Genomic DNA, 26,382 nt, shown 5'->3' with positions numbered 1-26,382 from the left:
AGGGGTTATTTTCCAGAGATAAGTGTAGTTAAAGGAAACTTTTTCGCGGAGACAGGAGAAATTTAAGGCATGAAATGTGAACTGGCCGACAGACTTTCAGCAACTTTACAAAACTCAATTGCCGGCCAGAAGCGCGTTAAACCAAATGGCAGGGCTCCGCTTCCCAGCGGTAACCGACGCCGTATACCGCGCGGATAAACGCCTTTTCGCCGTCCAGTGATTCGAGTTTGCGACGCAGATTTTTGATGTGGCTGTCGATGGTGCGATCGGTCACAACGCGGTAATCGTCGTAGAGATTATTGAGCAGCACTTCGCGGGTAAAAACGTAACCCGGTTTGACGGACAGGGTTTTCAGCAGGCGGAATTCCGCTGGCGTCAGCTCCAGTTCGTGCCCCTGGAATGTCGCCTGAAAGCGGGCTTCATCAATATGCAGACCGGTTTCTTTTGCCACGTGCTCATCCGGACGTACACAACGGCGCAGGATCACTTTCACGCGCGCGACCACTTCCCGCGGGCTGTACGGCTTGCAAATGTAATCATCGGCACCGATTTCCAGGCCAAGCAGGCGGTCGATCTCTTCGGTTTTGGCGGTCACCATCATGATCGGGACATCAGAGAACTGGCGGATATCGCGGCAAATCGACAGGCCACTGCTGCCCGGCAGCATCAGATCCAGAAGGATCAGCGCCGGTGGCTGATTTTTAACCAGCGTAATCACGTCGTGCCCGTCCGGTAACCATTGGGTGGCATAGCCGGCGGCTTCCAGGTAGTCGATCAGCAACTGGGCGAGTTTAGGTTCATCTTCCACGATCAGAATTTTCAACGGCGCAGGGCCGGACAGTACAGAGTCGTTCATTCAGTTTCTCAGGCCATGTGGAACAGAAAGGGGCAGGACGATGGTAATGCGCACGCCACCTGCCGGAGAGTGGCTGGCGCTGATTTGCCCGCCGTGGGCTTCGACGATATTCTGGCAAATCGCCAGACCTAACCCCGAGCCGCCGCTGGCGCGGTTACGCGAGCCTTCGGTACGGTAAAATCGTTCAAAAATACGGATCAGTTGTTCATCACTGATGCCCGGCGCGCTGTCCTGGAACATCAGATGCAGCGTTTTTTCGCGAATTTCTCCCAGAATTTCCAGGCCGCCATTTGGGTCAGTATAGCGCAGGCTGTTTTCCAGCAGATTGTTGATAAGTTGCGACAACCGCTGCGGGTCACCAAATACTTCGGCGCTTTCCGGCAGATGGCTGGTGAGCGTTAAATGTTTGTTGTGGAAACGATCGCGCGAACCGGCCTCTGCCAGTTGCACCAGATGTACCACATCAGTGTCGACTTTACGGTACGCCAGCGCACCGGCATCAGACAGCGAAAGCTGGTGCAGGTCATCGACCAGTTTGGTCAGAATCGATACTTCAGATTGCAGTGATTCCAGTGAACCGACTGTCATTTTTCGCACACCGTCCTGCATGGCTTCCAGCTCACCGCGCAATACCGCCAGCGGGGTGCGTAATTCGTGAGAAATATCCGCCATGAATGCCCGGCGCATTTGCTCGTTTTTCTCCAGCGTCATTGCCAGCTGGTTAAAGTCCTGCGCCAGTTTCCCCAGTTCGTCTTCACTGTCGACCTCCACGCGGGTGCTGAAATTCCCTGCGGCAAGCTGGTGGGTGCCATTCACCAGCCGTTTTACCGGCGCGAGCATTCCGCGGGATAAAACCCAGGTTACGGCGGCGGCCAGCAGTGCAGTAAATGCGACAATCATCCAACTGGTCCGGCTTTGCTGGCGCTCAAAGTTGATATCGGCATCGCGGGTCAGGCGCTCAGCAGGTGTGGAAATTACCGAACCGATGACGACGCCATCAACGGTCATCACGCGGCGCGGTCCCTGCAGATCGGGGGGAACAGGCTGATCGTAACCACCGATCCGGCGGTCGTGACTGTCGAGGATCCAGAATTTTGTCCGCCAGCCCTGCGGTGGCATTCTCGGGCTGCTGTTTTGTTCAAATGAGCGCATCAGCTGATAGATTAACCGGTCATTTGTTTCCAAAAATTCCCAGTTGCCATGCTGCTTGTACTGCTCCTGCAATGTGTCCGCCAGCAGCTCGACACGCTGTTCATTGCTTTGGCGGATGTAGTCAATAAAGCCCCGTTCGAAGCTCATCCGTACGCCCCAGTTCATGGTGATCAACACCAGCGCGCAGGTACAAAAGATGGCCATAAACAGCTTGGCAGTGATACCAGGTTTCATGATTTTCTCATCGGATCGGGGGAGCCGGCCTCAGCACGACGACGGCTAATGATGGCATTTTTCTGCGTGTCAGGCGGCACTTTGGAAAATACCCAGGCGGGCAGGGCAATCACCAGTGCCATTGACATGTAGCAATACAGGAAAGCGGTGTGCATGGTGCTGCTGTCTGGCGTAATCGCTTGCTGATGTGCAAACAGGCCAATCAGCAACCCGGCGACGCTGACACCGAGGCTCATCGACAATTGCATGATCATCGACAGTAAGCTGTTGCCGCTGCTGGCAAGGCGCGGCGGCAAATCTTTGAGCGTAAGAGTATTCATCGACGAGAAGCGCAGGGAGTTCACCATTCCCTGGAAGAAGAGCACAATCGGGATCATCCACATGGCGCCATAAATCGCCACCAGCGGGAAGATAAGCGTAATCAGTGCCAGCAGCAAGGTGGCGCTGACCAGTGCAGAACGGTAACCCAGCTGATTTACCAGCCGGACCACCACGCGTTTCATCCCCATGCTGCCCAGCACCATCGGGATCATCATCAGCCCGGCGTGGAAGGGCGTAAAGCCCATCCCGAGTTGCAGAAAGACCGGCGTCATAAATGGCAACATGCCGCTGCCGATACGTCCCAGCAGGCTGCCAATCAGACCGATCTTAAAAGTCGGTGTATGGAACAGGCGCAGGGAAAACAGTGCCGAGAGATTGCCGCGCGCATGCATCCAGTAAATGCCCAGCGCGCCGCCACCGGCCACCACCAGCAATACGATTTCCAGCGCCGTCAGCCCCATGCTGCGGCTGCCTTCCAGTGCCAGCGTCAGCGTCGCCATACACACGGCCAGCATGACAAACCCGCTGATATCAAAGCGCCGGGTCTGCATTTTATAATTTGGCATGATCATTAATGTGGCGATGCAACCGGCCAGACCGACCGGCAGATTGATCAGAAAAATCCAGTGCCAGCTGGCATATTGCACCAGAAAACCACCCAGCGCCGGACCCAGTAACGGACCGACCTGACCGGGCAGTGTCACCATCGTCATCGCTGCCATGTATTCGCTGCGCGGGACAATTTTCAGCACCGTCAGCCGTCCGACCGGCACCATCATCGCGCCGCCGATCCCCTGAACTATGCGCGACATCACCAGTTCACGCAGGCTTTCCGATTGCGCGCACAGCAGCGAGCCGAGCGTGAACAGCACAATGGCTGAAAAGAATACCCACTTCACACCGACTTTATCCGCCAGCCAGCCGCTCGCCGGTAACATCACCGCAACCGTCAGCACATAAGCGACAATAACCGAATGCATGTGCAGCGGGTTTTCGCCCAGACTGCGGGCCATGGACGGCAGGGCAGTATTGACGATCGTGGTGTCGAGGGCCTGCATAAAGAAGCCAAAGGCGACGATCCACAATTGCCAGCGAACCGAAGGTGGCAGCGGCGTGGAAGGCGATAAGGTGTCAGTGTTTTCAGATTTCATGAGTCATCGCATCAGCACAATCATTTTTTTGGCATTTCAGGAGGGAATTCACCTGCAGACCGGCTCACAGTGTAGCCAGAATGTTTCAGCAGAAAATGGAGGAAATAAGGAGAGTCTTTCCCATTTTTTGACAATTCCTCTGACAATAAAGAATAGCTTTCAGCCTGACATTTTATATCAAAATGCTAAGGTTGACCTTTGACCATGAACCGTTCGCACGCAAAGTAAGTCTAATCTGAACTTATAAAGGGAGAGAATGATGAGCAAAAGAGAACTGGGTCGTTCAGGTATTCAGGTGCCGCTGTTAACCTTTGGTGGCAATGTATTTGGCTGGACCGTCGATCAGGCTGCCTCGTTTAACCTGCTGGATGCCTTGCTGGATCATAAACTGAATTTCATCGATACGGCAGATGTGTACTCGAGCTGGGTTGAAGGCAACAAAGGGGGAGAATCCGAAACCATCATCGGCAACTGGCTGAAAAAATCCGGTAAGCGTGACCAGATCATTCTCGCCACCAAAGTCGGTAAGCCGATGGGCGAAGGTAAAGTTGGTTTGTCGCCGCGCTATATTAAAGAAGCGGTAGAAGCCTCTCTGAAACGTCTGCAAACAGATTATATCGATTTGTATCAGTCACATGATGACGATGCGGATACACCGCTGGCCGAAACTATGGCGGCATTTGACGCGTTAATCAAAGAAGGGAAAGTGCGCGCCGTCGGGGCATCTAACTACAGTGCGCCGCGTCTGGCCGAAGCGCTGAAAGTCAGCCAGGAAAACGGGCTGGCACGTTATGAAACGCTGCAACCACAATATAATTTGTATGACCGCAAAGTGTATGAGGAAGCGCTGGAAAAAGTCGTGACAGATAATGGTCTGGGCGTCATCAACTTCTATGGCCTGGCCGCCGGCTTTCTGACCGGGAAATATCGAACCAAAGCCGATGCCGGTAAGAGTAAACGCGGCGAAAACGTGATTGCGCGTTGCCTGAATGAGCGCGGCCTGAAAGTATTGGCCGGACTGGATCAGGTGGCTGAGAAGCATGGCGCACAACCGGGACAGGTTGCACTGGCCTGGCAGATTGCCCGCCCGGGCATTACCTCACCGATCGTCAGTGCGACCTCCCTGCAACAGCTCAATGAACTGGCGCAGGCTGCAACCCTGAAACTCGATGATACCGATATCAGGATCTTAAATGACGCCAGTGCCTGGTAAACCCGGGATCTGAGATATAAAAAAACCGCCTGATTCAGGCGGTTTGCGTTTATCTGCATCTTTAAATCTTAACGGAACAACGTTTGTGCCCAGCGCGCCAGACCGGCGGTGACCGAGCCAAAATCATTCCCTCCGACCAGCGGGATACCCGGTAACTGAGCCTGCAACGCAGCACGCAATAACGGTGAACGCGCACTGCCACCGGTCAGGTAAATTACATCCGGTTTAATTTCGCTGCTGGCAAGTGCCAGACTGACCTGCTCCTGAATACGTTCCAGTGGCTGAGAAATCGCTTCGCTCAGTTGTTGCTGGCTGATCGTTTCTGCCAGACCCGATTCAATGAAGTCCATTGCCGCCGTTACGCTTTCATGTTCAGACAGTGCAATCTTACTTTCTTCCGCTGCACGAACCAGACGGTAGCTCAGACGTTGTTGCTGAATTTTAAGCAGGCGTTTGATCAAATCAGGCTGTGCTGCATCGCGGATCAGATCACGCAGCATGCGGCCATTCGCCACACTATAGAAATCCAGTTGCGCCGGAACGTCGTTGGTCGCGACGGCATTCCAGTAAGGCAGGGCCGGAATAGCGATACCTTTCTGGGTTTCACTGCCCATACCAAATTGTGGTGTCAGTTGCTTGAATGCGGTCATGATATCCAGATCATTACCGCCGACGCGGCAACCACTATGGCCGAGCAGGCTGTTCTGACGCTCTGCTTTATCACGCCATTGTGGCCCCATCAGCAGCACCGAGCAGTCGGTGGTACCGCCGCCGATATCGACAACTAAAACCGTTTTCTCTTCGGTCAGTGTGGCTTCGAAATCCAGACCTGCCGCCACCGGTTCAAACTGGAAAGCGATATCGCGGAAACCTGCGCGTTCAGCCGCACGCTGCAAAATCCCCTGCGCCTGGGCATTGGCCTCTTCACCCCCCATACCCTGAAAGTTAATCGGGCGGCCGATAACGGTCTGTTCAATACTTTCCTGCAAGACGGATTCAGCCTGGCGTTTGATGTGGAACATCATCGCGCAAACCAGATCTTCGAACAGAGCGATCTGCTGGGGTTTCAGGCCATTTGCGCCAAGGAAAGATTTTGGTGAACGCACAAAGTACACTTCTTCAGGATCTTCCATATAGGTCGAAAGGGCCTGCAAACCGAAGTTTACGCTGTTGGCATTGACCGGAATATCTTCCTCGCGGTTAAAGCTGATACTGCGACGCAGCAGCGCCAGATTTTCATCACTGCCTGCCGGAACCTGTCCGTGACGGTTCAGCCATTCGCTGACTGCTTCACGTGTCGGCGCACAAAGCATGGAGGGTAAGTAAGGATCGTTATTTTCGAGCGCCAGAAGGTGAGCGTTATTGTCACGCATCACCGCAACGGAGCAATTCGCTGTACCGTAGTCAAATCCAATAAACATCATTGTTCCCCATGCCAAAGAAGGGACGGGACTTTACCGGAGAGAGCGAGATTCATCAAGTCAGATGGGCGGTACAATTCTGAGGAAGTCCCTCTCCCGGGGCGGAGAGGGAACAAAGGGCGGAGAATTACTTCATTTCTATCACTTCAATAGCCCCTGTGCTTTCGCAACGACATTATCAGCGGTAAAGCCGAACTCTTTAAACAGTTGCTCTGCGGGTGCGGATTCCCCGAAGGTTGTCATGCCGACAATGGCACCGTTAAGGCCTACATATTTGTACCAGTAATCGGCGATACCGGCTTCAACAGCGACGCGTGCGGTCACAGTTTTCGGCAGAACAGACTCACGGTACGCTGCGTCCTGTTGATCGAAGACATCGGTGGACGGCATGGACACCACGCGAACCCTGGTACCCAACGCGGTCAGTTTCTCTGCGGCTTCCACCGTGATGCCGACTTCAGAGCCGGTGGCAATCAGGATAACGTCTGGTGTGCCGTCAGAATCTTTCAGTACATAACCGCCGCGAGCTACGTTAGCCAGTTGCTCAGCAGTACGTGGCTGCTGAGTCAGGTTCTGGCGCGAGAAGATAAGTGCAGAAGGACCGTCAGTACGTTCGATGGCGTATTTCCAGGCGATAGCTGATTCTACCTGATCGCCCGGACGCCATGTGTTCATGTTTGGCGTCACACGCAGGCTGGCCATTTGTTCTACCGGCTGGTGCGTCGGGCCGTCTTCACCCAGACCGATAGAGTCATGGGTATACACGAACACGTTGCGGATTTTCATCAGTGCCGCCAGACGAACGGCGTTACGGGCATATTCCACGAACATCAGGAAGGTCGCCGAATACGGCAGGAAACCGCCGTGCAGGGCGATACCGTTAGTGATGGCGGTCATGCCAAATTCACGGACACCGTAGTGAATGTAGTTACCCGCTTTATCGTCACCGATGGATTTTGAACCAGACCACATCGTCAGGTTACTTGGCGCAAGGTCCGCAGAACCGCCGAGGAATTCAGGCAGGATTTTACCGAAGGATTCCAGCGCGTTTTGCGAGGCTTTACGGCTGGCAATATTGGCCGGTTTCGCCTGCAATTCTTCGATATATTTCTGAGCTTCGTTTTGCCAGTGAGCGGGAAGTTTGCCGCTCACTCGGCGCTCAAATTCTGCGGCCAGTTGCGGATAGGCTTTTGCGTAAGCCGCAAATTTCTCGTTCCAGGCTTTCTCTTTCGCTTTACCGGCTTCTTTGGCATCCCATTGGGCGTAAATATCCTGCGGTATTTCAAACGGAGGATAGTTCCAGCCGATATGTTTACGGGTGGCTGCAACTTCATCATCGCCCAGCGCGGCACCATGCGCGCCGTGGGTGCCGGCTTTGTTCGGTGAGCCGAATGCAATCACGGTTTTGCATAGCAACAGCGACGGTTTGTCGGTCACCTTGCGGGCTTCTTCGATGGCGGCTTTTACGGCGTCAGGATCATGCCCGTCAATACCGCGGATCACATGCCAGTGATAGGCTTCAAAGCGTTTGGCGGTGTCATCGGTGAACCAGCCTTCAACATGGCCGTCGATGGAGATACCGTTGTCATCATAAAACGCAATCAGCTTGCCGAGCTTCATGGTGCCGGCGAGCGAACAGGCTTCGTGTGAGATGCCTTCCATCATGCAGCCGTCGCCTAAAAAGGCGTAGGTGTAGTGGTTCACGATGTCGTGATTTTCACGGTTAAACTGAGCTGCAAGCGTGCGCTCGGCAATCGCGAAACCTACGGCGTTAGCGATACCCTGACCCAGCGGGCCTGTGGTGGTTTCGACGCCCGGTGTATAGCCGAATTCCGGGTGCCCAGGCGTTTTCGAATGCAACTGGCGGAAGTTTTCCAGCTCTTTCATTGGCAGATCGTAACCCGTCAGGTGCAGCAGGCTGTATTGCAGCATTGATCCGTGTCCGTTAGACATCAGGAAGCGGTCGCGATCGGCCCATTTCGGGTTGGTCGGGTTGTGATTCATGTAATCACGCCACAGCACTTCAGCGATATCCGCCATTCCCATTGGTGCGCCGGGATGGCCTGAGTTCGCTTTTTGAACGGCATCCATGCTCAGGGCACGGATCGCATTCGCAAGTTCTTTACGAGAGGGCATATTCACTCCATCTGTTTTTTTCAAAGCTAAAGTTCAGCGCTTAAATTGAGTTAAAACTAAAGTTGTGCTGACAGCATATCTTCGAGTTTTTTCTGATCGACGGCGAACTGGCGGATACCTTCGGCCAGTTTATCTACCGCCATCGCATCCTGATGATGTTCCCAGAGGAATTCAGCCTGAGTCAGCGGTGCAGGCTTTTTACCCGCCTGAGAGGACGGTTGCAGTTTGCGTTCAACCGGCGCGTCACTGGCTTTTAGCTCTTCCAGCAGGTTTGGAGAAAGGGTCAGACGGTCACAGCCTGCCAGTGCCAGAATTTGTTCCACTTTGCGGAAACTGGCACCCATGATGACGGTCTCGTAACCGTGGGATTTGTAGTATTCGTAGATATCCCGGACAGATTTCACGCCCGGATCTTTTTCAACGTCGTAAGTGGCATTGGGCTCTTTGGCTTTGTACCAGTCGTAGATACGGCCAACGAAGGGAGAAATCAGGTAGACACCGGCTTCGGCGCAGGCGCGTGCCTGAGCAAAGGAGAACAGCAGGGTCAGGTTACAGTTGATGCCTTCTTTTTCCAGTTCTTTGGCGGCCTGAATGCCTTCCCACGTAGACGCCAGTTTGATCAGAATGCGCGATTTATCAATGCCATGATCCTGATATAAACCAATCAGTTTGCGGGCTTTTTCGATACACAAATCCCGGTTAAATGACAGGCGGGCATCCACTTCTGTCGAGACGCGCCCCGGTACACTTTTCAGAATTTCGGCCCCGATATTGACGGCCAGTTTATCTGTGGCATTGATCACCTGAGCTTCTTTGCTGCCGCCTTGCTTGCGGGCATAGTCCAGCGCGTCTTTAATCAGGTTTTGGTATTGTGGCAGGTCGGCTGCTTTGAGGATCAGCGAAGGATTGGTCGTCGCATCCTGAGGCTCGAAATGACGGATAGATTCAATGTCACCGCTGTCGGCAACGACGGTGGTGATTTTTTTTAGTGCGTCTAACTGGTTCATCTCTTAGCTCCTTGGCGAGAAAAAACGATACAGCAATAAGGTCGAACGACTCTCTTTCGTAGGGCTCCTACCCTGCATCATCCGGTTAACAAACTGAATGCGCTTTTTCTGATTACTGCAATGGGTCTCAACAATGGCGGCCCCTGTTGCCCGTCAAACTGAGCGTCTGGCGAGAAAAGCGCAAGGACAAACTTTAAGCTTAGTGCATTTTTACGAGACGTCTTCCATGAATGAAAAGTAATCAATGTAACCGCTAATTTTTGGTCGTGATCCGCGTTTAGTCGTGGCAGGGTTATCTATACTGGTCAGCGGGAAAACCAGATGCTGATATTTCCCCGTACCCTACAAAAACAAGAAAAGGATCCTGCAATGGACGAACAACTCAAGCAAAGTGCGCTCGATTTCCATGAGTTTCCGGTGCCCGGAAAAATTCAGGTTTCGCCCACCAAGCCTCTTGCGACACAACGTGATCTGGCGCTGGCCTATTCTCCGGGCGTTGCTGCCCCGTGTCTGGAGATCGCTAAAGATCCGCTGGCGGCATACAAATACACCGCACGCGGCAATCTGGTGGCGGTGATTTCCAATGGTACTGCCGTTCTCGGACTGGGGAATATCGGTGCACTGGCGGGGAAACCGGTGATGGAAGGCAAGGGCGTATTGTTCAAAAAATTCGCCGGTATCGATGTTTTTGATATCGAAGTGGATGAGAACGATCCCGATAAACTGATCGATGTGATTGCCGCACTAGAGCCGACATTCGGTGGCATCAATCTTGAAGATATCAAAGCGCCGGAATGTTTCTACATTGAAAAAAAGCTTCGGGAACGCATGAAAATCCCGGTGTTTCATGACGATCAGCACGGCACCGCCATTATCTGTACTGCCGCAGTATTAAATGGTCTGCGCGTGGTTGGGAAAAGCATTTCCGATGTGCGGCTGGTCGTTTCCGGCGCAGGGGCTTCCGCTATCGCCTGCCTGAATTTGCTGGTGGCGCTGGGGCTGAAACGCCACAACATCACGGCCTGCGATTCCCGTGGTGTGATTTATCAGGGGCGTGAAGAAAATATGGCCGAAACCAAAGCGGCGTATGCCATTGCAGATAACGGCCAGCGTACGCTGGCCGATGCAATCCCGGATGCGGACATTTTCCTGGGCTGTTCCGGCCCCGGCGTGCTGACGCAGGAGATGGTGAAAACCATGGCCAAAGATCCGCTGATTCTGGCGCTGGCCAATCCGGAGCCGGAGATTTTACCGCCGCTGGCAAAAGCCGTCCGGCCGGATGCCATTATCTGCACCGGACGCTCGGATTACCCGAATCAGGTGAACAATGTGCTGTGTTTCCCGTTCATTTTCCGCGGCGCGCTGGATGTCGGGGCGACCACCATTAATGAAGAAATGAAACTGGCCTGCGTTCATGCTATCGCGGATCTGGCGATGGCCGAACAAAGTGATGTGGTGGCTTCCGCTTACGGTGAAGAAGAGCTGTCTTTCGGCCCCGAATATATTATTCCTAAGCCTTTTGACCCGCGTTTGATCGTGAAAATTGCGCCTGCGGTGGCGAAAGCTGCAATGGATTCCGGTGTGGCCATGCGCCCGATTGAGGATCTGGAAGCGTATACCGAAAAACTCGCCGAGTTCGTCTACAAAACCAATCTGTTCATGAAACCCATTTTCTCGCAGGCGAAGAAAGACGCTAAACGGGTGGTGATGGCAGAAGGAGAAGAGGAGCGCGTACTGCATGCCACGCAGGAGCTGATTTCCCTCGGGCTGGCGAAGCCAATTCTGGTCGGGCGTCCCAGTGTCATCGCTATGCGCATCAAAAAGCTCGGCCTGCAACTGGAAGCGGGACGGGACTTTGAAGTGGTGAACAACGAATCTGATCCGCGTTTTAATGAATACTGGCGTGAATATTATGAGCTGATGAAACGGCGCGGTGTATCGCAGGAGCAGGCGCGTCGGGCAGTGATCGGCAATCCGACACTGATTTCTGCCATCATGCTGCTGCGCGGAGAAGCCGATGCGATGATTTGCGGCACGGTTGGCACCTATCATGAGCATTACGATATCGTGGAGAATGTATTCGGGTTTCGCAAAGGTACACATGTTGCCGGGGCGATGAATGCGCTGTTGCTGCCGAGCGGCAACACTTTTATTGCGGATACCTACGTCAATGATGACCCGACGCCGGAACAACTGACGGAAATCACGCTGATGGCGGCAGAAACGGTGAGGCGGTTTGGCATTGAGCCGAAAGTTGCGCTGTTGTCGCATTCCAGTTTTGGTACATCAGACAGCCCGGCTGCGCTGAAAATGCGGCGTACGCTGGAGCTGATTAATGAGCGTGCTCCTGATCTGGAAATTGACGGTGAGATGCACGGCGACGCGGCGCTGGTCGAAAGCATCCGCCAGGACATCATGCCGGACAGCCCGCTGAAAGGTTCAGCAAATATCCTGATCATGCCGAACATGGAATCAGCGCGTATCAGTTACAACCTGCTGCGGGTGTCGTGTTCGGAAGGAGTGACCGTCGGACCGGTGCTGATGGGGGTGTCGAAACCGGTACATATCCTGACGCCAATTGCATCGGTCAGGCGAATAGTCAATATGGTGGCGCTGGCTGTCGTTGAAGCACAAACCGAGCCTTTATAAACACCTTATAGTGAAGAAAACGGGCCTCATAGCGAGGCCCGTTTTTCTCAATCGCTGGCTCAGTATTTTACTTCGCCGATACGCTCCAGCGCATCGACGATCAGATCCCAGAAACGCTGATGATCAAGTTTAACTGCCACTTGTGTATGGCAATCCGGCGGAGCTGGGACGCGGAAATCGGCTACTGTCATGCCCAGCGTTAAAGTGCCGGTCAGTTCGATATCCACCGGCACTTTTTGCACGGTCATTACGTTCGGATCAATCACGTAAGCCACAGCACAAGGATCATGAACCGGTGGAGAATCAAAGCCCTGACGGTCTTTGTAGCTCAGACCAAAGAACTCCAGCAACTCACCGACAAATTTAGCGGGCTGAGTACCCACAGCGGCAATGCGCGCGGCGACTTCTGGTGTCGCCAGCGCCTGATGGGTTAAATCCAGTCCGACCATGGTCAGCGGCCATTTTTCGTTGAACACGATATGCGCGGCTTCAGGGTCAATCTTGATATTGAATTCTGCGACCGCACTCCAGTTACCCACGTGATAACCGCCGCCCATCAGCACGACTTCCTTCACGCGTTCAGCAATGCGCGGTTCTTTGCGCACCGCCATGGCTATGTTGGTCAGCCCGCCAGTGGGTACCAGCGTGATAGTTTTCGGTGGATGAGACATGATCAAATCAATGATCAAATCGATAGCGTGAACCGGCTCCAGCGTAATGACGGCTTCCGGCAGCACCGGCCCGTCAAGACCTGATTCGCCGTGGATTTCGTCAGCCACTTCAATCTGACGCACCAGCGGACGGGTTGCGCCCGCCGCAAACGGCACGCCGGTCAGATTAATAACACGCGCCACGGCAAGGGCATTGCGGGTGACTTTCTCCAGCGTTTGATTGCCGACGACCGTAGTAACGGCCAGCAACTCAATTTCCGGGTTACCGTGAGCCAGTAACATCGCGATAGCGTCGTCGTGCCCCGGATCGCAATCAAGGATGATCTTTTTGACCATTTTTTATTCCTTTAATTAATGTAGTGGTACGTCGGTTTCGTCAGCCAGATCGGATTATTTTTTAGCGTGTTGCAGCCACTTATCCAGTTCATTGGCAAATTGCTGGCGGTCGCGCTGATTAAGCGCGGGTGGTCCGCCGGTCTGTACGCCGCTGGCGCGCATGGTGTCCATGAAATCACGCATATTCAGACGTTCTTTAATGGTTTCAGTCGTGTAACGCTCGCCGCGTGGGTTGAGCGCAACACCACCTTTTTCAATCACTTCCGCTGCCAGCGGAATATCGGCGGTGATCACCAGATCGCCGGGTTCGGTGCGTTTCACAATTTCGTTATCCGCAACGTCGAAACCCGCTTCTACGCGTAAGGTGCGCAGGAATTTTGACGGCGGTGTGCGGATGATCTGGTTGGCAACCAGTGTCACCATCATGCCGGTGCGTTCCGCGGCGCGGAACAGCACTTCTTTAATGACGTTCGGACAGGCGTCTGCATCAACCCAGATTTGCATCAGTTTGGCGCTCCGTTTTCAGATAAGCCCTTTTCAGCCAGCCAGTCGCGAACTGGCAGGAAATCGCTGTAAAGCGCGGCCTCCGGGCTGCCTTCTTCAGGTTGATAGCCGTATTCCCAGCGCACCAGCGGCGGCATCGACATTAAAATGGATTCTGTACGGCCACCGGTTTGCAGACCAAACAGTGTTCCGCGATCCCACACCAGATTGAATTCGACGTAGCGGCCACGGCGGTAAAGCTGGAACTGGCGCTCGCGTTCGCCCCACGGCAGGGCTTTACGTTTTTCCACTATGGGCAGATAAGCGTCGGTAAAGCCGTTGCCCACGGCCTGCATAAAGCTGAAGCTGGTGTCGAAATCCGGCGAATTCAGGTCATCAAAGAATAAGCCGCCGATACCGCGTGCTTCGTTGCGGTGTTTGATAAAGAAGTAATCGTCGCACCACTTTTTGTATTTCGGGTACACATCATCGCCAAACGGCTGGCAAAGTTGTTGTGCTGTCAGGTGCCAGTGGCGGGCATCTTCTTCAAAACCGTAATAAGGCGTGAGGTCAAAGCCACCGCCAAACCACCAGACCGGTGCTTCGCCGGGCTTTTCCGCAATGAAAAAGCGTACGTTGGCGTGGCTGGTTGGCACATAAGGATTCAGCGGATGAATAACCAGTGAAACGCCCATCGCCTGAAAACTGCGACCAGCCAGTTCGGGGCGATGCGCGGTTGCTGAGGCAGGCAGGGTGGCACCGGCAACATGCGAGAAGTTTACCCCCGCCTGTTCAAACACTGCGCCATGGGTCAGCACCCGGCTCTGGCCGCCGCCACCTTCTTCCCGTACCCATTGATCTTCAGAGAACTGGCCGTTGCCATCAGCGGCGGCCAGTTGCTGGCAAATATGATCCTGGAGCTTAAGCAGGAAAGTTTTAACTTGCTGGATGTCGGGAATGGATTGGCTCACGGGCAAACTCGCAGACGTTGACTGAAAAGACATTCAGCGCTTTGCAGGCGCTGAATCAGAAAGAGGAAGTGATTATATACCCAAAATCATCCGGGTCGCCCAGATGCGTCTGCTTTTGGTGGCGGAAGAACTTTACCGTGGCTTGCGTTCATTGGCATCGAAGTAACTGAAGAAATTCACAATACCCTGAGAAATCGCCTGTGCGATCTCGCGACGGAACGCTGTGGTGCTGAGCAACTGTTCTTCCTGGTGATTGGTGATAAACGAAGTTTCCACCAGAATCGACGGGATCGACGGAGATTTCAGAACAGCAAACGCCGCCTGTTCGGTCTGCTGGCTGTGCAGATGGTGGATCGGGCGGATCCTGTCGAGCACGTGATGCCCTAATGTCAGACTGTTTTTGATGGTGTCGGTTTGCACCAGATCGAACAAAACCTGTTGCAGATAATTGTTGTCTTCTTTGGCATATTTCGCGCCCGCGACCAGATCGGCATCGTTTTCTTTTTTTGACATATACCGCGCCATTGTGCTGCTGGCACCGCGATTAGAGAGGGCGAAAACAGACGCGCCGGAAGCGGTGGGGCTGGTGTAACCATCGGCATGAATCGAGACAAACAAATCGGCCTGATGCTGATGCGCCAGTTCAACGCGCTGATAAAGCGGAATAAAGTGATCAGAGTCACGGGTCAGTTTAACTTCAATATGACTTTGTTCGCCGAGGAATTCCCGCACATAGTTGGCGATTTCCAGCACGACGTGTTTTTCTTCCGAGCCTTCATGACCGACCGCACCGGAATCGATGCCGCCATGGCCGGGGTCAATCATCACCAGTTTTTTTGCGCCTGGCGGTTTAGGGGCCGGGGCTGATTTGGTGATGTGTTCCTGCTGCGCAGCGCTGGCAGAGCGCGAACCGAATGCGGCAATCGCTAATCCCAGCCCGGACAACAATAGCTGGCGACGTGTGGCGGTGGCAGGCAAAGGCTGGAAATGCAGAAATTTGTTCAGAGGGTTTAACATCAGTCCGTTACCGTCAGAAAAGTGCAGAATGCTCTATGTTATAGAGTATCTTTTTTATAGTTTCGATCTGAGAACTATTACTTTTTATGAATATTGTGTCGTGAATGATGTCATGACCGAATAAATATCCGTTGCAGGAAAGGTGTCACGTTGTTTTATGTGAAGATTTTATCGTTCAAAATGGTTTGTAAAGTCCTCAATTTGTGATTTTGATGTTGCGTATCAAACAGATCACGCGATAATCATATAAACCCCTATCAACAGCGGCGAACAGTGATGGAAATTCGCGTATACCGTCAAGAAGATTTTGAAGAAGTACTGACCTTATGGGAGCGCTGCGATTTATTGCGCCCGTGGAATGATCCTGAGCTGGATATTGAACGTAAAATTAACCACAGCCCGGAGTTTTTCCTGGTGGCGGAAGTCGGTGGTGAAGTGGTAGGCACGCTGATGGGGGGGTATGACGGTCATCGTGGTTCGGCGAATTATCTGGGTGTGCATCCGGATTATCGCGGGCGTGGCATTGCCAATGCGCTGGTTAACCGTCTGGAGAAGAAGTTAATCGCCCGCGGCTGCCCGAAGATGAATTTAATGGTGCGTGCTGAAAACGATGCAGTGGTCAGTATGTATGAAAAACTGGGTTATGAAATTTCGGATACTCTTTTGCTTGGCAAACGTTTGATCGAAGATCAAGAGTACTGAAGCTGTTTCCTCAATAAAAAGCCCCGGCAAGTATGACTTTGCCGGGGCTTTTAGTTTTCTGATTTACTTAATCAATTTTACGCTTTTGACATCCACTTCCACAGAGTTCCAGTCTTTATCGACTTTACCTTCAATGCGGATTTTGTCCTTCGGCGACACGTTCTGTCCCTGCCAGCGTTTGCCGTCAATTTCGACATTGAGTGTGCCGGTATTGTCGCGGAAAATGTATTTATCGTGGTCGATACGCTGATCGATAAACCCTTCCAGCATAACCCACTGATCATCTTTCATGGTTTGCGCATCTTTTACTGTACTCAGCGCCGTGGTGCCAGTGAAACCGCCCTGTGCTGCTGGCTGGGTCTGCGACTCCTGCGCTGACGGGCCGTTAAAGCCACCGGTCTGTTGGGCAAATGCAGTCGCTGAACAAAGTGCAATCAGGGTTGCCAGAGTGATCTTCTTCATCATAATAGGTCGTCCTTAATTTAACGTTTCCGGGTACCGGCAACTATGACATCGTTTCGCATGTCTTGCCGTGCTGGAGACCATTAAAACAGACAGTTCTTAACAGTTTCTTAAGCGCATACCCGGCATACTTTACATTGCAGATTATGAATTATTTTGGGTATGTCCTTGAGTGATGGTTAACTTTCACCTTATTTGCAGGAATGTTGTCCTTTTTATGAACCCGGATGATTATAACGACCACGGTATGTTGCGATTGCCGCTGTGGTTCTGGACTATTTTGATTTTGCAGGCGAGGACCTGGTTATTGTTTGTGATGGCCGGCGCATCGCGCCAGCAGGGGAGTGATCTGCTGGCGTTGTTTTATCCTGATCAGCAAAGTTTCTGGTCTGGCATGCTGCTCGGGTTGCCGCCCGCGCTGGTTTTTCTGCTTAGCGGCCGTCGCCATCTGTGGCCGCGTATCTGGCAGGCCGGTTACTGGTTACTCCTGGCAGGGATGTTTATCACTTTCGCATTGCAGGGGCTGGGGCTGTGGCAAAGCACAGATACGATTTCCGGCGTGGATATCGTGCTGGCCTTGCTGGATGCCGCCGCGCTGGCTTACTGGTTACTGAGCCGCCGTCTGCGCGCTTGTTTTGATGCCGCGCGGCGTCTGGCCTGATGCATATTCCATTCGAGGCTGAACTTTTTTACCAGAAAAGTACTCGAACTGGCGCTGAACAATAATGCGTAAATAAATAATAATTTCACTGCCGGTTTATCCGTCAGGCCGCACCGGCCAACGGGAACGGGGAGTATAGGAGTGTACCGAATGACTGTTCGCCTGCGGGTTCGCCCGATGTTACTGGTGCTGCCGCTGATCCTGACCGGCTGTTCGTCGATGTCATCTATGTCATGGCCGGGCGTGTCCTGGTCGGCCATGAATCCGCTTAACTGGTTTGGCAGCAGCCTGACGGTCAGCGACAAAGGGGTGGGTGATATTACGGCCAGCACCCCGCTGACAGAAACGGCCATTAAAGATGCGCTGGACGGCGACTATACCCTGCGCAGCGGTATGTCGATGAGCAACGGCAAAATGCTGAGCTTCTTCCAGGCGATGGACGGTAAAGACGTGAAGATGTCGATCAGCGGTGAGCCGAAAGGTAACGTCCAGCGCGTCGATGTTGTTGATACGAAAGTTGAAAGTGAATGGGGCGTTAAAATCGGTACGCCCTTCAGCGATCTCTACAGCAAGGCTTTCGATGTGTGCGTGAAGGGCGAAGGGGACGATGCTGAAAACGTCGAGTGTAAAGCGCCGCAAAGTGCTCACGTGACGTATGTGTTCAGCGGTATCTGGCATGGCCCGGATTCGCTGATGCCTTCGGATGATGCCCTGAAAGACTGGAAGGTCAGCAAAATTATCTGGCGTGCTAATCCTGCGCAGGCCGCTGCCGCGCAATAAACGGGTTTCTCCGCTTAAAAAGCCCTCAATGCCTTGCCTTCGCGCAAGGCATTTTTATTGACATCCGGTATGATATCGCCGGTCAAATTAACGAGGATGAGAAAATGACTCAGGTTCAGAGCGGCATTTTACCCGAACATTGCCGTTTCGCGATTTACATTGAAGCGAAAGCTCAGGGTGACCTGGATGCGCTCCGGCACGGCTGCCGTGCATTTTTGGCCGTACTGGAAGACATGCAGAAAAAATTTCCCACTGAACATCTTGGTGCGGTCGTGGCCTTTGGCAACGATGTATGGCGTGATTTATCCGGAAATCAGGGTGCCGCTGAGCTGAAGTCTTTCGAGCCGCTGGGTAAAGGTCTGGCACCGGCGACGCAGCGCGATATGTTGTTGCACATTCAGTCCCTGCGTCATGACGTGAACTTCGCGCTGGCACAGGCGGCATTGAAAGCCTTCGGCAGTTCAATCACTGTCGAAGAAGAAACCCACGGGTTCCGTGCGCTGGAAGAACGTGACCTCAGCGGTTTTATCGACGGAACTGAAAACCCGAAAGCAGAAGCCCGCGCTCAGGTGGCGATTATTCCTGAAGGCAGTGTTGATGCAGGCGGCAGTTACGTGATGGTTCAGCGCTGGAAACATAATCTGGTGCAATGGGAACGCTTCTCCGTGCAGCAGCAGGAAGATGTTATCGGGCGTACAAAAGAAACCGACGAAGAGCTGGATTCAGAAACTCGCCCGGACACTTCCCACGTCAGTCGTGTTGACCTGAAAGAAGACGGCAAAGGCCTGAAAATTCTGCGCCAGAGCCTGCCTTACGGTACGGCCAGCGGTGAGCACGGTTTGTATTTCATTAGCTATTGCGCCCGTTTGTGGAACATTGAGAAACAGCTGCTGAGCATGTTTGGCGATCTTGATGGCAAACGCGATGCCATGCTGCGCTTCACCCGTCCGGTGACCGGCAGTTATTATTTCGCCCCTTCACTGACCCGACTGTTAGCGCTTTAAGTTCTTCCGGCGCGTTCCGTCGCGGACGCGCCTGCTTCTTCCCTTTTTGTTATTCCCCCATCGCTTGTTAATGCCTTATAGCTTTTCATGCTTGAAAATCACCAAATGGTATATAAAACCGTTACAGCCTGACCCTCAGTTATAAATACACTGTGTGATATTGAGCGACATATATCAGCGTCGCATATCGGTTCACTCACCTAAGGCTAAGCATGAAAACACTCGGATTTACCGGCAATGTGCTGAAAAGTTCTGTGGCGGCATTGTTGCTGGCCAGCGGGGCGGCTTCGGCAACCGAATTGCTCAACAGCTCTTATGATGTGTCCCGTGAACTTTTTGCCGCGCTGAATCCGCCATTCCAGAAACAGTGGGCTGATCAAAATAATGGCGATAAACTCGATATTAAACAGTCGCATGCCGGTTCCTCCAAGCAAGCGCTGGCGATTTTGCAGGGCCTGAAAGCAGATGTGGTGACGTATAATCAGGTGACCGATGTGCAGATTTTGCATGACCGCGGCAACCTGATCCCGGCCAACTGGCAAAGCCGTCTGCCTAATAACAGTTCGCCATTCTATTCCACCATGGCCTTCCTGGTACGTAAGGGCAATCCAAAAAACATTCACAGCTGGGACGATTTAGCACGTCCGGGCGTGAGTCTGGTGTTCCCGAATCCAAAAACCTCCGGTAATGGTCGTTATACCTATCTCGGTGCCTGGGGCGCATTCAATCTGGAAGACAATAAAAACCAGACGCAGACCCGCGAAAAGATGGCGAGTTTCCTGAAAAACGTGCAGGTATTTGATACCGGCGGTCGTGGCGCAACCACCACATTTGTCGAACGTGGACTGGGCGATGTGTTGATCAGCTTTGAATCGGAAGTGAACAACATCCGTAAGCAGTACGGTGATGATAAATATGAAGTGATTGTTCCGAAGGTGGATATTCTGGCGGAGTTCCCGGTCGCCTGGGTGGACAAAAACGTTGAGAAAAATGGCACAGAGAAAGCCGCAAAAGATTATCTGAATTATTTGTGGAGCCCGCAGGCGCAGAAAATCATCACCAGTTTTAACTACCGCGTGTATGACAAAACGGCGATGGCGGCGGCGAAAGAGCAGTTCCCGGAGACCCAACTGTTCAAAGTTGAAGAGCAGTTCGGTGGCTGGCCACAAGTGATGGAAACCCATTTCAGTACCGGCGGTGAGCTGGATAAACTGTTAGAGCAAGGTCACAAGTAATGTTGTTGTCGAGCAAACGCGTATTACCCGGATTCACCCTGAGCCTCGGCAGCAGTTTGTTGTTCGTGTGCCTGGTGCTGTTGCTGCCGCTGAGTGCACTGGTGATGCAGTTGTCACAAATGACACTGGCGCAATATTGGGATGTGATCACCAACGGTCAGGTGGTGGCGGCCTATAAAGTAACGCTGCTGGCGGCGGGCGTGGCGAGTATTTTTAACTGTTTCTTCGGCATGCTGATGGCGTGGATCCTGACCCGTTATGAATTCCCGGGTAAAAGTCTGATCGATGGTCTGATGGATTTGCCGTTTGCCCTGCCGACGGCAGTCGCCGGTTTAACGCTGGCAGGATTGTTTTCTACCACCGGTTTTTACGGTCAGTGGCTGGCGCATTTTGATATCAAAGTGGCGTACACCTGGCTTGGTATTGCGGTGGCGATGGCATTTACCAGCATCCCGTTTGTGGTGCGTACCGTGCAGCCGGTGCTGGAAGAATTAGGCCCGGAATATGAAGAAGCGGCTGAAACGCTGGGCGCTTCGCGCTGGCAGAGTTTTCGTCGCGTGGTGTTGCCGGAAGTGATGCCTTCCTTGCTGGCGGGTACGGCGTTGTCCTTCACCCGCAGCCTGGGCGAATTCGGCGCAGTGATTTTCATCGCCGGTAACATTGCCTGGAAAACCGAAGTGACCTCGCTGATGATTTTTATCCGCTTACAGGAGTTTGATTACCCGGCAGCCAGCGCTATTGCTTCGGTGATCCTCGCCGCATCGCTGCTGTTGCTGTTTGCGATTAACACCTTACAGAGCCGTTATGGCCGTCGTCTGGGAGGCCAGTAATGTCTGATATTCCGGCTTTTGCGGGCGAAAGACGTCAGCGTATTGACTGGGTGAAATGGTCGTTGATCGGCACGGGGGTGCTGATTTGTATTCTGCTGCTGGTGATCCCGATGATCAGCATTTTTGTGCTGGCGTTTTCCGACGGCATTGCAGCGGTGTGGAAGAACCTGTCGGACTCCGACATGTTGCATTCTATCTGGCTGACCGTACTGATGGCGCTGATCACCGTGCCGGTGAACCTGATTTTCGGCACGTTGCTGGCCTGGCTGGTCGCGCGCTTTAATTTCCCGGGACGTCAGTTATTACTGACGCTGATCGACATCCCGTTTGCGGTTTCACCAGTGGTTGCCGGTTTACTGTATTTGCTGTTTTACGGCACCAACGGCCCGATTGGCGGCTGGCTGGATGCGCACAATATTCAGTTTATGTTCGCCTGGCCGGGCATGGTGATGGTGACAGTATTCGTCACCTGTCCGTTTGTCATCCGTGAGCTGGTGCCGGTGATGTTGAGTCAGGGCAGTCATGAAGATGAAGCCGCGGTGTTACTGGGTGCGTCCGGCTGGCAGATGTTCCGCCGCGTGACCCTGCCGAATATCCGCTGGGCATTACTGTATGGCGTGGTGCTGACCAACGCCCGCGCGATTGGGGAATTCGGGGCGGTATCGGTGGTGTCCGGTTCTATCCGCGGAGAAACCTACACGCTGCCATTACAAGTCGAATTACTGCATCAGGACTACAACACCGCAGGCGCGTTTACTGCCGCTGCGCTGTTAACCCTGATGGCAATTGTCACACTGTTTCTGAAAAGCGGCCTGCAATGGCGTCTGAAGCGCCACAACGACCGTCTTGAGCGGGAGGAAAGTCATGAGCATTGAAATTAACGGTATCAACAAATATTTTGGCCGCACTAAGGTGCTCAATGATATCTCGCTCGATATTGCTTCCGGAGAGATGGTGGCGTTGCTCGGGCCTTCCGGCTCAGGTAAAACCACGTTGCTGCGTATTATCGCCGGACTGGAAAATCAAAGCGCCGGACACCTGAGTTTTCACGGTAAAGACGTGACGCGCCTGCATGCCCGTGATCGCCAGGTCGGTTTCGTTTTCCAGCATTATGCGCTGTTCCGCCATATGACGGTGTTCGACAACATCGCGTTTGGCCTGACGGTGCTGCCGCGCCGTGAGCGTCCGAATGCTGAAGCCATCAAACAGAAAGTCACTAAATTGCTGGAGATGGTGCAACTTGGCCATCTGGCAAACCGTTATCCGGCACAGCTTTCCGGCGGTCAGAAACAGCGTGTGGCGCTGGCCCGTGCGCTGGCGGTTGAACCGCAAATTCTGCTGCTGGATGAACCTTTTGGCGCGCTGGACGCACAGGTGCGTAAAGAGCTGCGCCGCTGGCTGCGTCAGTTGCATGAAGAACTGAAATTCACCAGCGTGTTCGTGACTCACGATCAGGAAGAAGCGATGGAAGTCGCTGACCGCGTGGTGGTCATGAGCCAGGGTAATATCGAACAGGTCGGCGCCCCGCAGGAAATCTGGCGTGAACCGGCAACTCGTTTCGTGCTGGAATTCATGGGTGAAGTTAATAAAATTCATGGCGAAATCCGGGGATCTCAGCTGTACGTCGGTGCATATCACTGGCCGCTGGATAACCCGCCCCTGCATCAGGGTGTGGTCGATTTATTCCTGCGTCCCTGGGAAATGGAAATTACGCCGCACAGTACAGCACGCTGTCCGTTGCCGGTGAAGGTGCTGGAAGTCAGCCCGCGTGGCCATTTCTGGCAGCTTATCGTGCAGGCCGAGGGCTGGCACGACGAACCGCTTTCGGTGGTGCTTTCCGAAATCCACGGTAATAGCGCACCTCAGCGCGGCGATCGTTTCTATGTCGGCGGGCTGAATGGCCGCCTGTATGCTGGCGACCAGCCGTTACAACCCGTTGCGTTAGCGAAGAGTGCCTGATATTTTTTAATCAGCATTTTTCTCAGGGCGGTCATCGGGCCGCCCTTTTTATCGCCTGATACCTGTTTATGTGTTTTTTATCAGTCAATATACCTTTTTAATATAAGGCAAGCCCGTGAGTACGCTCGAACATTACATCGGCAATACCCCTCTGGTGAGATTACAGCGTCTGACGCAGGGGCTGGACAGCGAGATTTGGGTCAAGCTGGAAGGCAATAACCCCGCCGGTTCTGTTAAAGATCGCGCCGCGCTGTTTATGATTGAGCAGGCGGAAAAACGGGGCGAAATTCATCCGGGGGATACGCTGATTGAAGCCACAAGCGGCAATACCGGCATTGCGCTGGCGATGATTGCGGCGCTGAAAGGCTACAGGCTTAAATTGCTGATGCCCGAAAATATGAGCCTTGAGCGTCAGGCATCAATGCGGGCGTATGGTGCTGAACTGTTGCTGGTCAGCCGCGCGCAGGGAATGGAAGGCGCACGTGATCTCGCTCTGGAAATGGAAAAACAGGGACTGGGGAAAGTGCTGGATCAGTTTAACAATCCTGACAATCCGCTCGCACATTTTACGACGACAGGCCCTGAAATCTGGCAACAGACACACGGGCGCATCACCCATTTTGTCTCCAGCATGGGCACTACCGGCACGATAACCGGTGTCAGTCGTTATCTGCGCAGCCAGCATGCTGGCGTGAAAATTGTCGGGCTGCAACCGTCAGAAGGCAGCAGCATTCCAGGTATCCGCCGCTGGCCGGAAGAATATCTGCCGGGCATTTTCAATCCTGAACTGGTCGATGAAGTGATGGATATGGGGCAGGGCGAAGCAGAAGACACCATGCGGGCGCTGGCGCGTAGGGAAGGTATCTTCTGTGGCGTGAGTTCCGGGGGGGCGGTAGCGGGCGCTTTACGCGTCGCCAGAAATCATCCGGGTAGCGTGATTGTGGCGATTATTTGTGATCGTGGTGACCGTTATTTATCCACAGGTGTGTTTAATGTTTGATCCTATATTCATCTGTTGAATGTAAAATTAGAGTAAAAGCGGCTGCTAATGGCTGGCTTAGTGGTAAAAATGACCAAAATTTTAGCCAGGCGGAAATGAAGAATGAAAATTTTATTAGTCGATGACGATCTTGAATTAGGCACCATGCTCAGCGAATACCTGATCGCAGAAGGCTTTGATGCTTCTCTGGTGCTGACCGGTAAAGCGGGTGTGGAAGGTGCGATGTCTGGCGAATATACCGCAATGATCCTCGACATTATGCTGCCGGACATGAGCGGTATTGATGTATTGCGTCAGGTGCGTAAAAACAGCCGTCTGCCGATCATCATGCTGACCGCGAAGGGTGACAACATTGATCGTGTCATCGGTCTGGAAATGGGCGCAGATGATTACATGCCAAAGCCGTGCTATCCGCGCGAACTGGTGGCGCGTCTGCGTGCTGTGCTGCGTCGTGTGGAAGAGCAGCAGGAATCACACTCTGATAACTCCTCGGTCAACTATGGCGATCTGACGCTCAATCCGGCGACCCGCAGCAGTGAATGGCGCGGCGTGCCATTCGATCTGACGGCTTCTGAGTTCAACCTTCTGGAGTTACTGTTACGTTCTCCTGAACGCGTGGTATCGAAAGATGAGTTGTCGGAAAAAGGTCTCGGGCGTCCGCGCGAAGCTTATGACCGCAGTATTGATGTGCATATCAGTAACATCCGTCAGAAACTGGGGTCACTGGAAGGTGGCGATATTCTGACTATTGAAACGGTGCGCAGCATTGGCTATCGAATCCGCTAAACGACTGCGCGGCAGACTGTTCTGGAAAATACTGCTGGGATTCTGGTTTACTTTCGTGGCGATCACTCAGGGCCTCTGGGTGGTTTTTGCTTTCTACAATCCACATGAACCGCCGGAAAGCGGAATTGCCCGCCGGTTTGTGAAACTGCAAATTACCTCGGCTGTTTCCACGCTGCATTACGGCGGTCTGCCTGCTCTTAACGCCATGATGGCCGACTGGCCGCAAGATGACCGACAATTCTTCTCAGTGTCGCCGTCGTTGCTGCCTGCTAAAGGCAATACGATTAAGGATCTGGAACCCGGTAAAATTCCGCATGAAGTCGTGCAGTTTGTGCAGGGACCGGACGGGCAGGGTTACCGGCTGAAATATGATGTTGACGGGCTGATGCATGAATATCGCCCGAGACGTCACAGGGACTGGCTGAATATGCCGCCGCCACTGTTATGGCTGGGTGGACTGGGCGGTTTACTGTTCAGCGCCGTACTGGCATGGAACCTGACGCGGCCAATGTTGCAAATGCGTAAAGCCTTCGGACGGGTGGCGCAGGGGGATTTATCAGTCCGCCTGTTTACCAGCATGGGTAAGCGGCACGATGAGCTGTCTGAAGTGGCGCGTGATTTTGACTCTATGGCTGAACGCCTGCAGGTGCTGGTCAAAGCGCGTGAAGAGCTGTTGCACGATGTCTCGCATGAACTGCGTTCTCCGCTGGCACGTTTGCAACTGGCAATCGGTCTGGCGCGGCAGAATCCGTCGAATGTCGAAAGCTCCCTGAGTCGCATAGAACACGAAGCGGGCAGGCTGGATAAAATGATTGGCGAACTGCTGGCGTTGTCACGTACTGAAAGCAGTGAAATCCCTGATGAAGAGTATTTCGATCTCTACGGATTGGTGGAGGCGGTCGTTAATGATGCCCGCTATGAAGCGCAGTTGCCGGGGGTCGAAATCGCGATGTACCCCGGGTCTCCGGATAACATGGATTACACCGTGAAGGGTAATGCTGAGCTGATGCGTCGTGCGGTGGATAATGTGGTGCGTAATGCCCTGCGTTTTTCGGCTCGCGGCCAAACTATCAGTGTTTCACTGGCTCAGGTTGAACAGTATTTGCAAATTGAAGTGGCCGATCAGGGGCCGGGCGTGGAAGAAGATAAGCTGTCGAGTATCTTTGACCCGTTCGTGCGCGTGAAATCGCCGCTGTCAGGCAAAGGCTACGGACTGGGGCTTGCGATCACCCGCAAAGTGATGTTGGCGCATGAGGGGAAAGTAGATGCCCGTAACGCGCAGCCTCATGGCCTGATCATCAGCCTTCAAGTCCCGCACTGGCAAATGTGAGGCAATAAAAAACGG

The 26,382-nt window shown here is 53.3% G+C and carries 24 protein-coding genes; 13 read left to right on the top strand and 11 right to left on the bottom strand.

The genetic code is table 11. The annotated features are described in order from the left end of the window. Positions 1-136: 136 nt before the first annotated feature. From baeR to mdtD, 3 genes are read right to left on the bottom strand one after another with little or no spacing between them, the layout of a single operon-like run. Complete coding sequence (gene baeR / locus ABIC79_RS06275; RefSeq protein WP_037036367.1) at positions 137-856, bottom strand: envelope stress response regulator BaeR; 720 nt, start codon at positions 854-856, stop codon at positions 137-139. Beyond that, positions 857-2,242 (bottom strand): envelope stress sensor histidine kinase BaeS, encoded by a 1,386-nt coding sequence (baeS, locus tag ABIC79_RS06270; RefSeq protein WP_112151270.1) that lies wholly within the window; start codon positions 2,240-2,242, stop codon positions 857-859. After that, entirely contained in the window at positions 2,239-3,714 is a 1,476-nt protein-coding gene (mdtD, locus tag ABIC79_RS06265) for a multidrug transporter subunit MdtD (protein ID WP_037036364.1), read from the bottom strand. Before mdtD ends, baeS begins: the two co-directional genes overlap by 4 nt. 259 nt (positions 3,715-3,973) lie before the next feature. Here mdtD and ABIC79_RS06260 point away from each other — a divergent pair, with 259 nt between their 5' ends. Then, positions 3,974-4,927 carry an aldo/keto reductase gene (locus ABIC79_RS06260; protein WP_126125293.1) on the top strand — a complete coding sequence of 318 codons (954 nt, stop codon included), beginning with the start codon at positions 3,974-3,976 and terminating at the stop codon, positions 4,925-4,927. A 68-nt stretch (positions 4,928-4,995) separates the two neighbouring features. On the opposite strand, the gene yegD is transcribed toward ABIC79_RS06260, so the two are convergent. The 3 genes from yegD to tal form a co-directional block, all read right to left on the bottom strand. Next, positions 4,996-6,348: a molecular chaperone gene (yegD, locus tag ABIC79_RS06255; protein WP_013574411.1), complete on the bottom strand. Its 1,353-nt coding sequence runs from the start codon at positions 6,346-6,348 to the stop codon at positions 4,996-4,998. 141 nt (positions 6,349-6,489) lie between these two features. Beyond that, positions 6,490-8,484 carry a transketolase gene (tkt, locus tag ABIC79_RS06250; RefSeq protein ID WP_112151268.1) on the bottom strand — a complete coding sequence of 665 codons (1,995 nt, stop codon included), beginning with the start codon at positions 8,482-8,484 and terminating at the stop codon, positions 6,490-6,492. A gap of 56 nt (positions 8,485-8,540) precedes the next feature. Next, a complete protein-coding gene (gene tal / locus ABIC79_RS06245) occupies positions 8,541-9,491 on the bottom strand; it encodes a transaldolase (protein WP_126124678.1) in 951 nt (316 codons plus the stop codon). A gap of 369 nt (positions 9,492-9,860) precedes the next feature. Here tal and maeB point away from each other — a divergent pair, with 369 nt between their 5' ends. Then, on the top strand, positions 9,861-12,140 hold the full coding sequence (gene maeB, locus ABIC79_RS06240) for an NADP-dependent oxaloacetate-decarboxylating malate dehydrogenase (RefSeq protein ID WP_013574414.1): 2,280 nt from the start codon (positions 9,861-9,863) through the stop codon (positions 12,138-12,140). A gap of 59 nt (positions 12,141-12,199) precedes the next feature. Here maeB and uriH read toward each other — a convergent pair whose 3' ends face one another. From uriH to amiA, 4 genes are all read right to left on the bottom strand, one after another. Continuing rightward, a complete protein-coding gene (uriH, locus tag ABIC79_RS06235; protein ID WP_013574415.1) occupies positions 12,200-13,147 on the bottom strand; it encodes a uridine-preferring nucleoside hydrolase UriH in 948 nt (315 codons plus the stop codon). Positions 13,148-13,201: 54 nt separating this feature from the next. Further along, positions 13,202-13,651 (bottom strand): YaiI/YqxD family protein, encoded by a 450-nt coding sequence (locus ABIC79_RS06230; protein ID WP_013574416.1) that lies wholly within the window; start codon positions 13,649-13,651, stop codon positions 13,202-13,204. Beyond that, positions 13,651-14,634, bottom strand: a complete 984-nt coding sequence (gene hemF, locus ABIC79_RS06225; protein WP_015689490.1) for an oxygen-dependent coproporphyrinogen oxidase — start codon at positions 14,632-14,634, stop codon at positions 13,651-13,653. Before hemF ends, ABIC79_RS06230 begins: the two co-directional genes overlap by 1 nt. Before the next feature lie 99 nt (positions 14,635-14,733). Continuing rightward, complete coding sequence (amiA, locus tag ABIC79_RS06220) at positions 14,734-15,618, bottom strand: N-acetylmuramoyl-L-alanine amidase AmiA (protein WP_037036359.1); 885 nt, start codon at positions 15,616-15,618, stop codon at positions 14,734-14,736. 276 nt (positions 15,619-15,894) lie between these two features. On the opposite strand from amiA, the gene ABIC79_RS06215 reads away from it, so the two are divergent. Then, the gene (locus ABIC79_RS06215; protein ID WP_013574419.1) at positions 15,895-16,320 is read left to right on the top strand and encodes a GNAT family acetyltransferase; all 426 of its coding nucleotides are present in this window, start codon (positions 15,895-15,897) and stop codon (positions 16,318-16,320) included. A 63-nt stretch (positions 16,321-16,383) separates the two neighbouring features. Here ABIC79_RS06215 and ABIC79_RS06210 read toward each other — a convergent pair whose 3' ends face one another. Then, positions 16,384-16,782 (bottom strand): YgiW/YdeI family stress tolerance OB fold protein, encoded by a 399-nt coding sequence (locus ABIC79_RS06210; RefSeq protein WP_041673194.1) that lies wholly within the window; start codon positions 16,780-16,782, stop codon positions 16,384-16,386. Positions 16,783-16,999: 217 nt separating this feature from the next. Here ABIC79_RS06210 and ABIC79_RS06205 point away from each other — a divergent pair, with 217 nt between their 5' ends. From ABIC79_RS06205 to ABIC79_RS06160, 10 genes are all read left to right on the top strand, one after another. Continuing rightward, a complete protein-coding gene (locus tag ABIC79_RS06205) occupies positions 17,000-17,443 on the top strand; it encodes a DUF2919 domain-containing protein (RefSeq protein ID WP_013574421.1) in 444 nt (147 codons plus the stop codon). A 150-nt stretch (positions 17,444-17,593) separates the two neighbouring features. After that, positions 17,594-18,223, top strand: a complete 630-nt coding sequence (locus ABIC79_RS06200; protein WP_183065307.1) for an RpoE-regulated lipoprotein — start codon at positions 17,594-17,596, stop codon at positions 18,221-18,223. A gap of 104 nt (positions 18,224-18,327) precedes the next feature. Beyond that, positions 18,328-19,227, top strand: a complete 900-nt coding sequence (locus ABIC79_RS06195; RefSeq protein WP_037036357.1) for a Dyp-type peroxidase — start codon at positions 18,328-18,330, stop codon at positions 19,225-19,227. 212 nt (positions 19,228-19,439) lie between these two features. Continuing rightward, entirely contained in the window at positions 19,440-20,462 is a 1,023-nt protein-coding gene (gene cysP, locus ABIC79_RS06190; RefSeq protein WP_112151264.1) for a thiosulfate ABC transporter substrate-binding protein CysP, read from the top strand. Continuing rightward, on the top strand, positions 20,462-21,292 hold the full coding sequence (gene cysT, locus ABIC79_RS06185) for a sulfate/thiosulfate ABC transporter permease CysT (RefSeq protein ID WP_013574425.1): 831 nt from the start codon (positions 20,462-20,464) through the stop codon (positions 21,290-21,292). The genes cysP and cysT overlap by 1 nt, the downstream gene beginning before the upstream one ends. Then, complete coding sequence (cysW, locus tag ABIC79_RS06180) at positions 21,292-22,167, top strand: sulfate/thiosulfate ABC transporter permease CysW (protein ID WP_013574426.1); 876 nt, start codon at positions 21,292-21,294, stop codon at positions 22,165-22,167. The genes cysT and cysW overlap by 1 nt, the downstream gene beginning before the upstream one ends. Continuing rightward, entirely contained in the window at positions 22,157-23,251 is a 1,095-nt protein-coding gene (cysA, locus tag ABIC79_RS06175; protein WP_013574427.1) for a sulfate/thiosulfate ABC transporter ATP-binding protein CysA, read from the top strand. Before cysW ends, cysA begins: the two co-directional genes overlap by 11 nt. Before the next feature lie 115 nt (positions 23,252-23,366). Then, positions 23,367-24,251 (top strand): cysteine synthase CysM, encoded by an 885-nt coding sequence (gene cysM / locus ABIC79_RS06170; protein WP_013574428.1) that lies wholly within the window; start codon positions 23,367-23,369, stop codon positions 24,249-24,251. Positions 24,252-24,353: 102 nt separating this feature from the next. Then, positions 24,354-25,037 (top strand): response regulator transcription factor, encoded by a 684-nt coding sequence (locus ABIC79_RS06165; RefSeq protein ID WP_013574429.1) that lies wholly within the window; start codon positions 24,354-24,356, stop codon positions 25,035-25,037. Continuing rightward, on the top strand, positions 25,018-26,367 hold the full coding sequence (locus ABIC79_RS06160; protein ID WP_013574430.1) for a HAMP domain-containing sensor histidine kinase: 1,350 nt from the start codon (positions 25,018-25,020) through the stop codon (positions 26,365-26,367). The genes ABIC79_RS06165 and ABIC79_RS06160 overlap by 20 nt, the downstream gene beginning before the upstream one ends. Positions 26,368-26,382: the final 15 nt, after the last annotated feature.

The organism is Rahnella sp. 2050 (assembly GCF_040544515.1).
GTDB lineage: Bacteria > Pseudomonadota > Gammaproteobacteria > Enterobacterales > Enterobacteriaceae > Rahnella > Rahnella aceris.
This window is presented reverse-complemented; position numbering and strand designations above follow the sequence as displayed.

Excerpts from the sequence above, each read along its gene's own strand:
- ABIC79_RS06210 (WP_041673194.1), bottom strand. The coding sequence starts at position 16,782 with ATGAAGAAGATCACTCTGGCAACCCTGATTGCACTTTGTTCAGCGACT.
- baeS (WP_112151270.1), bottom strand. The coding sequence starts at position 2,242 with ATGAAACCTGGTATCACTGCCAAGCTGTTTATGGCCATCTTTTGTACC.
- cysW (WP_013574426.1), top strand. The coding sequence starts at position 21,292 with ATGTCTGATATTCCGGCTTTTGCGGGCGAAAGACGTCAGCGTATTGAC.
- cysA (WP_013574427.1), top strand. The coding sequence starts at position 22,157 with ATGAGCATTGAAATTAACGGTATCAACAAATATTTTGGCCGCACTAAG.
- ABIC79_RS06205 (WP_013574421.1), top strand. The coding sequence starts at position 17,000 with ATGAACCCGGATGATTATAACGACCACGGTATGTTGCGATTGCCGCTG.
- maeB (WP_013574414.1), top strand. The coding sequence starts at position 9,861 with ATGGACGAACAACTCAAGCAAAGTGCGCTCGATTTCCATGAGTTTCCG.
- ABIC79_RS06195 (WP_037036357.1), top strand. The coding sequence starts at position 18,328 with ATGACTCAGGTTCAGAGCGGCATTTTACCCGAACATTGCCGTTTCGCG.
- ABIC79_RS06165 (WP_013574429.1), top strand. The coding sequence starts at position 24,354 with ATGAAAATTTTATTAGTCGATGACGATCTTGAATTAGGCACCATGCTC.
- baeR (WP_037036367.1), bottom strand. The coding sequence starts at position 856 with ATGAACGACTCTGTACTGTCCGGCCCTGCGCCGTTGAAAATTCTGATC.
- amiA (WP_037036359.1), bottom strand. The coding sequence starts at position 15,618 with ATGTTAAACCCTCTGAACAAATTTCTGCATTTCCAGCCTTTGCCTGCC.
- hemF (WP_015689490.1), bottom strand. The coding sequence starts at position 14,634 with ATGTCTTTTCAGTCAACGTCTGCGAGTTTGCCCGTGAGCCAATCCATT.
- tal (WP_126124678.1), bottom strand. The coding sequence starts at position 9,491 with ATGAACCAGTTAGACGCACTAAAAAAAATCACCACCGTCGTTGCCGAC.
- ABIC79_RS06215 (WP_013574419.1), top strand. The coding sequence starts at position 15,895 with ATGGAAATTCGCGTATACCGTCAAGAAGATTTTGAAGAAGTACTGACC.
- ABIC79_RS06260 (WP_126125293.1), top strand. The coding sequence starts at position 3,974 with ATGAGCAAAAGAGAACTGGGTCGTTCAGGTATTCAGGTGCCGCTGTTA.
- cysT (WP_013574425.1), top strand. The coding sequence starts at position 20,462 with ATGTTGTTGTCGAGCAAACGCGTATTACCCGGATTCACCCTGAGCCTC.
- mdtD (WP_037036364.1), bottom strand. The coding sequence starts at position 3,714 with ATGAAATCTGAAAACACTGACACCTTATCGCCTTCCACGCCGCTGCCA.
- cysP (WP_112151264.1), top strand. The coding sequence starts at position 19,440 with ATGAAAACACTCGGATTTACCGGCAATGTGCTGAAAAGTTCTGTGGCG.
- yegD (WP_013574411.1), bottom strand. The coding sequence starts at position 6,348 with ATGTTTATTGGATTTGACTACGGTACAGCGAATTGCTCCGTTGCGGTG.
- ABIC79_RS06200 (WP_183065307.1), top strand. The coding sequence starts at position 17,594 with ATGACTGTTCGCCTGCGGGTTCGCCCGATGTTACTGGTGCTGCCGCTG.
- uriH (WP_013574415.1), bottom strand. The coding sequence starts at position 13,147 with ATGGTCAAAAAGATCATCCTTGATTGCGATCCGGGGCACGACGACGCT.
- tkt (WP_112151268.1), bottom strand. The coding sequence starts at position 8,484 with ATGCCCTCTCGTAAAGAACTTGCGAATGCGATCCGTGCCCTGAGCATG.
- ABIC79_RS06230 (WP_013574416.1), bottom strand. The coding sequence starts at position 13,651 with ATGCAAATCTGGGTTGATGCAGACGCCTGTCCGAACGTCATTAAAGAA.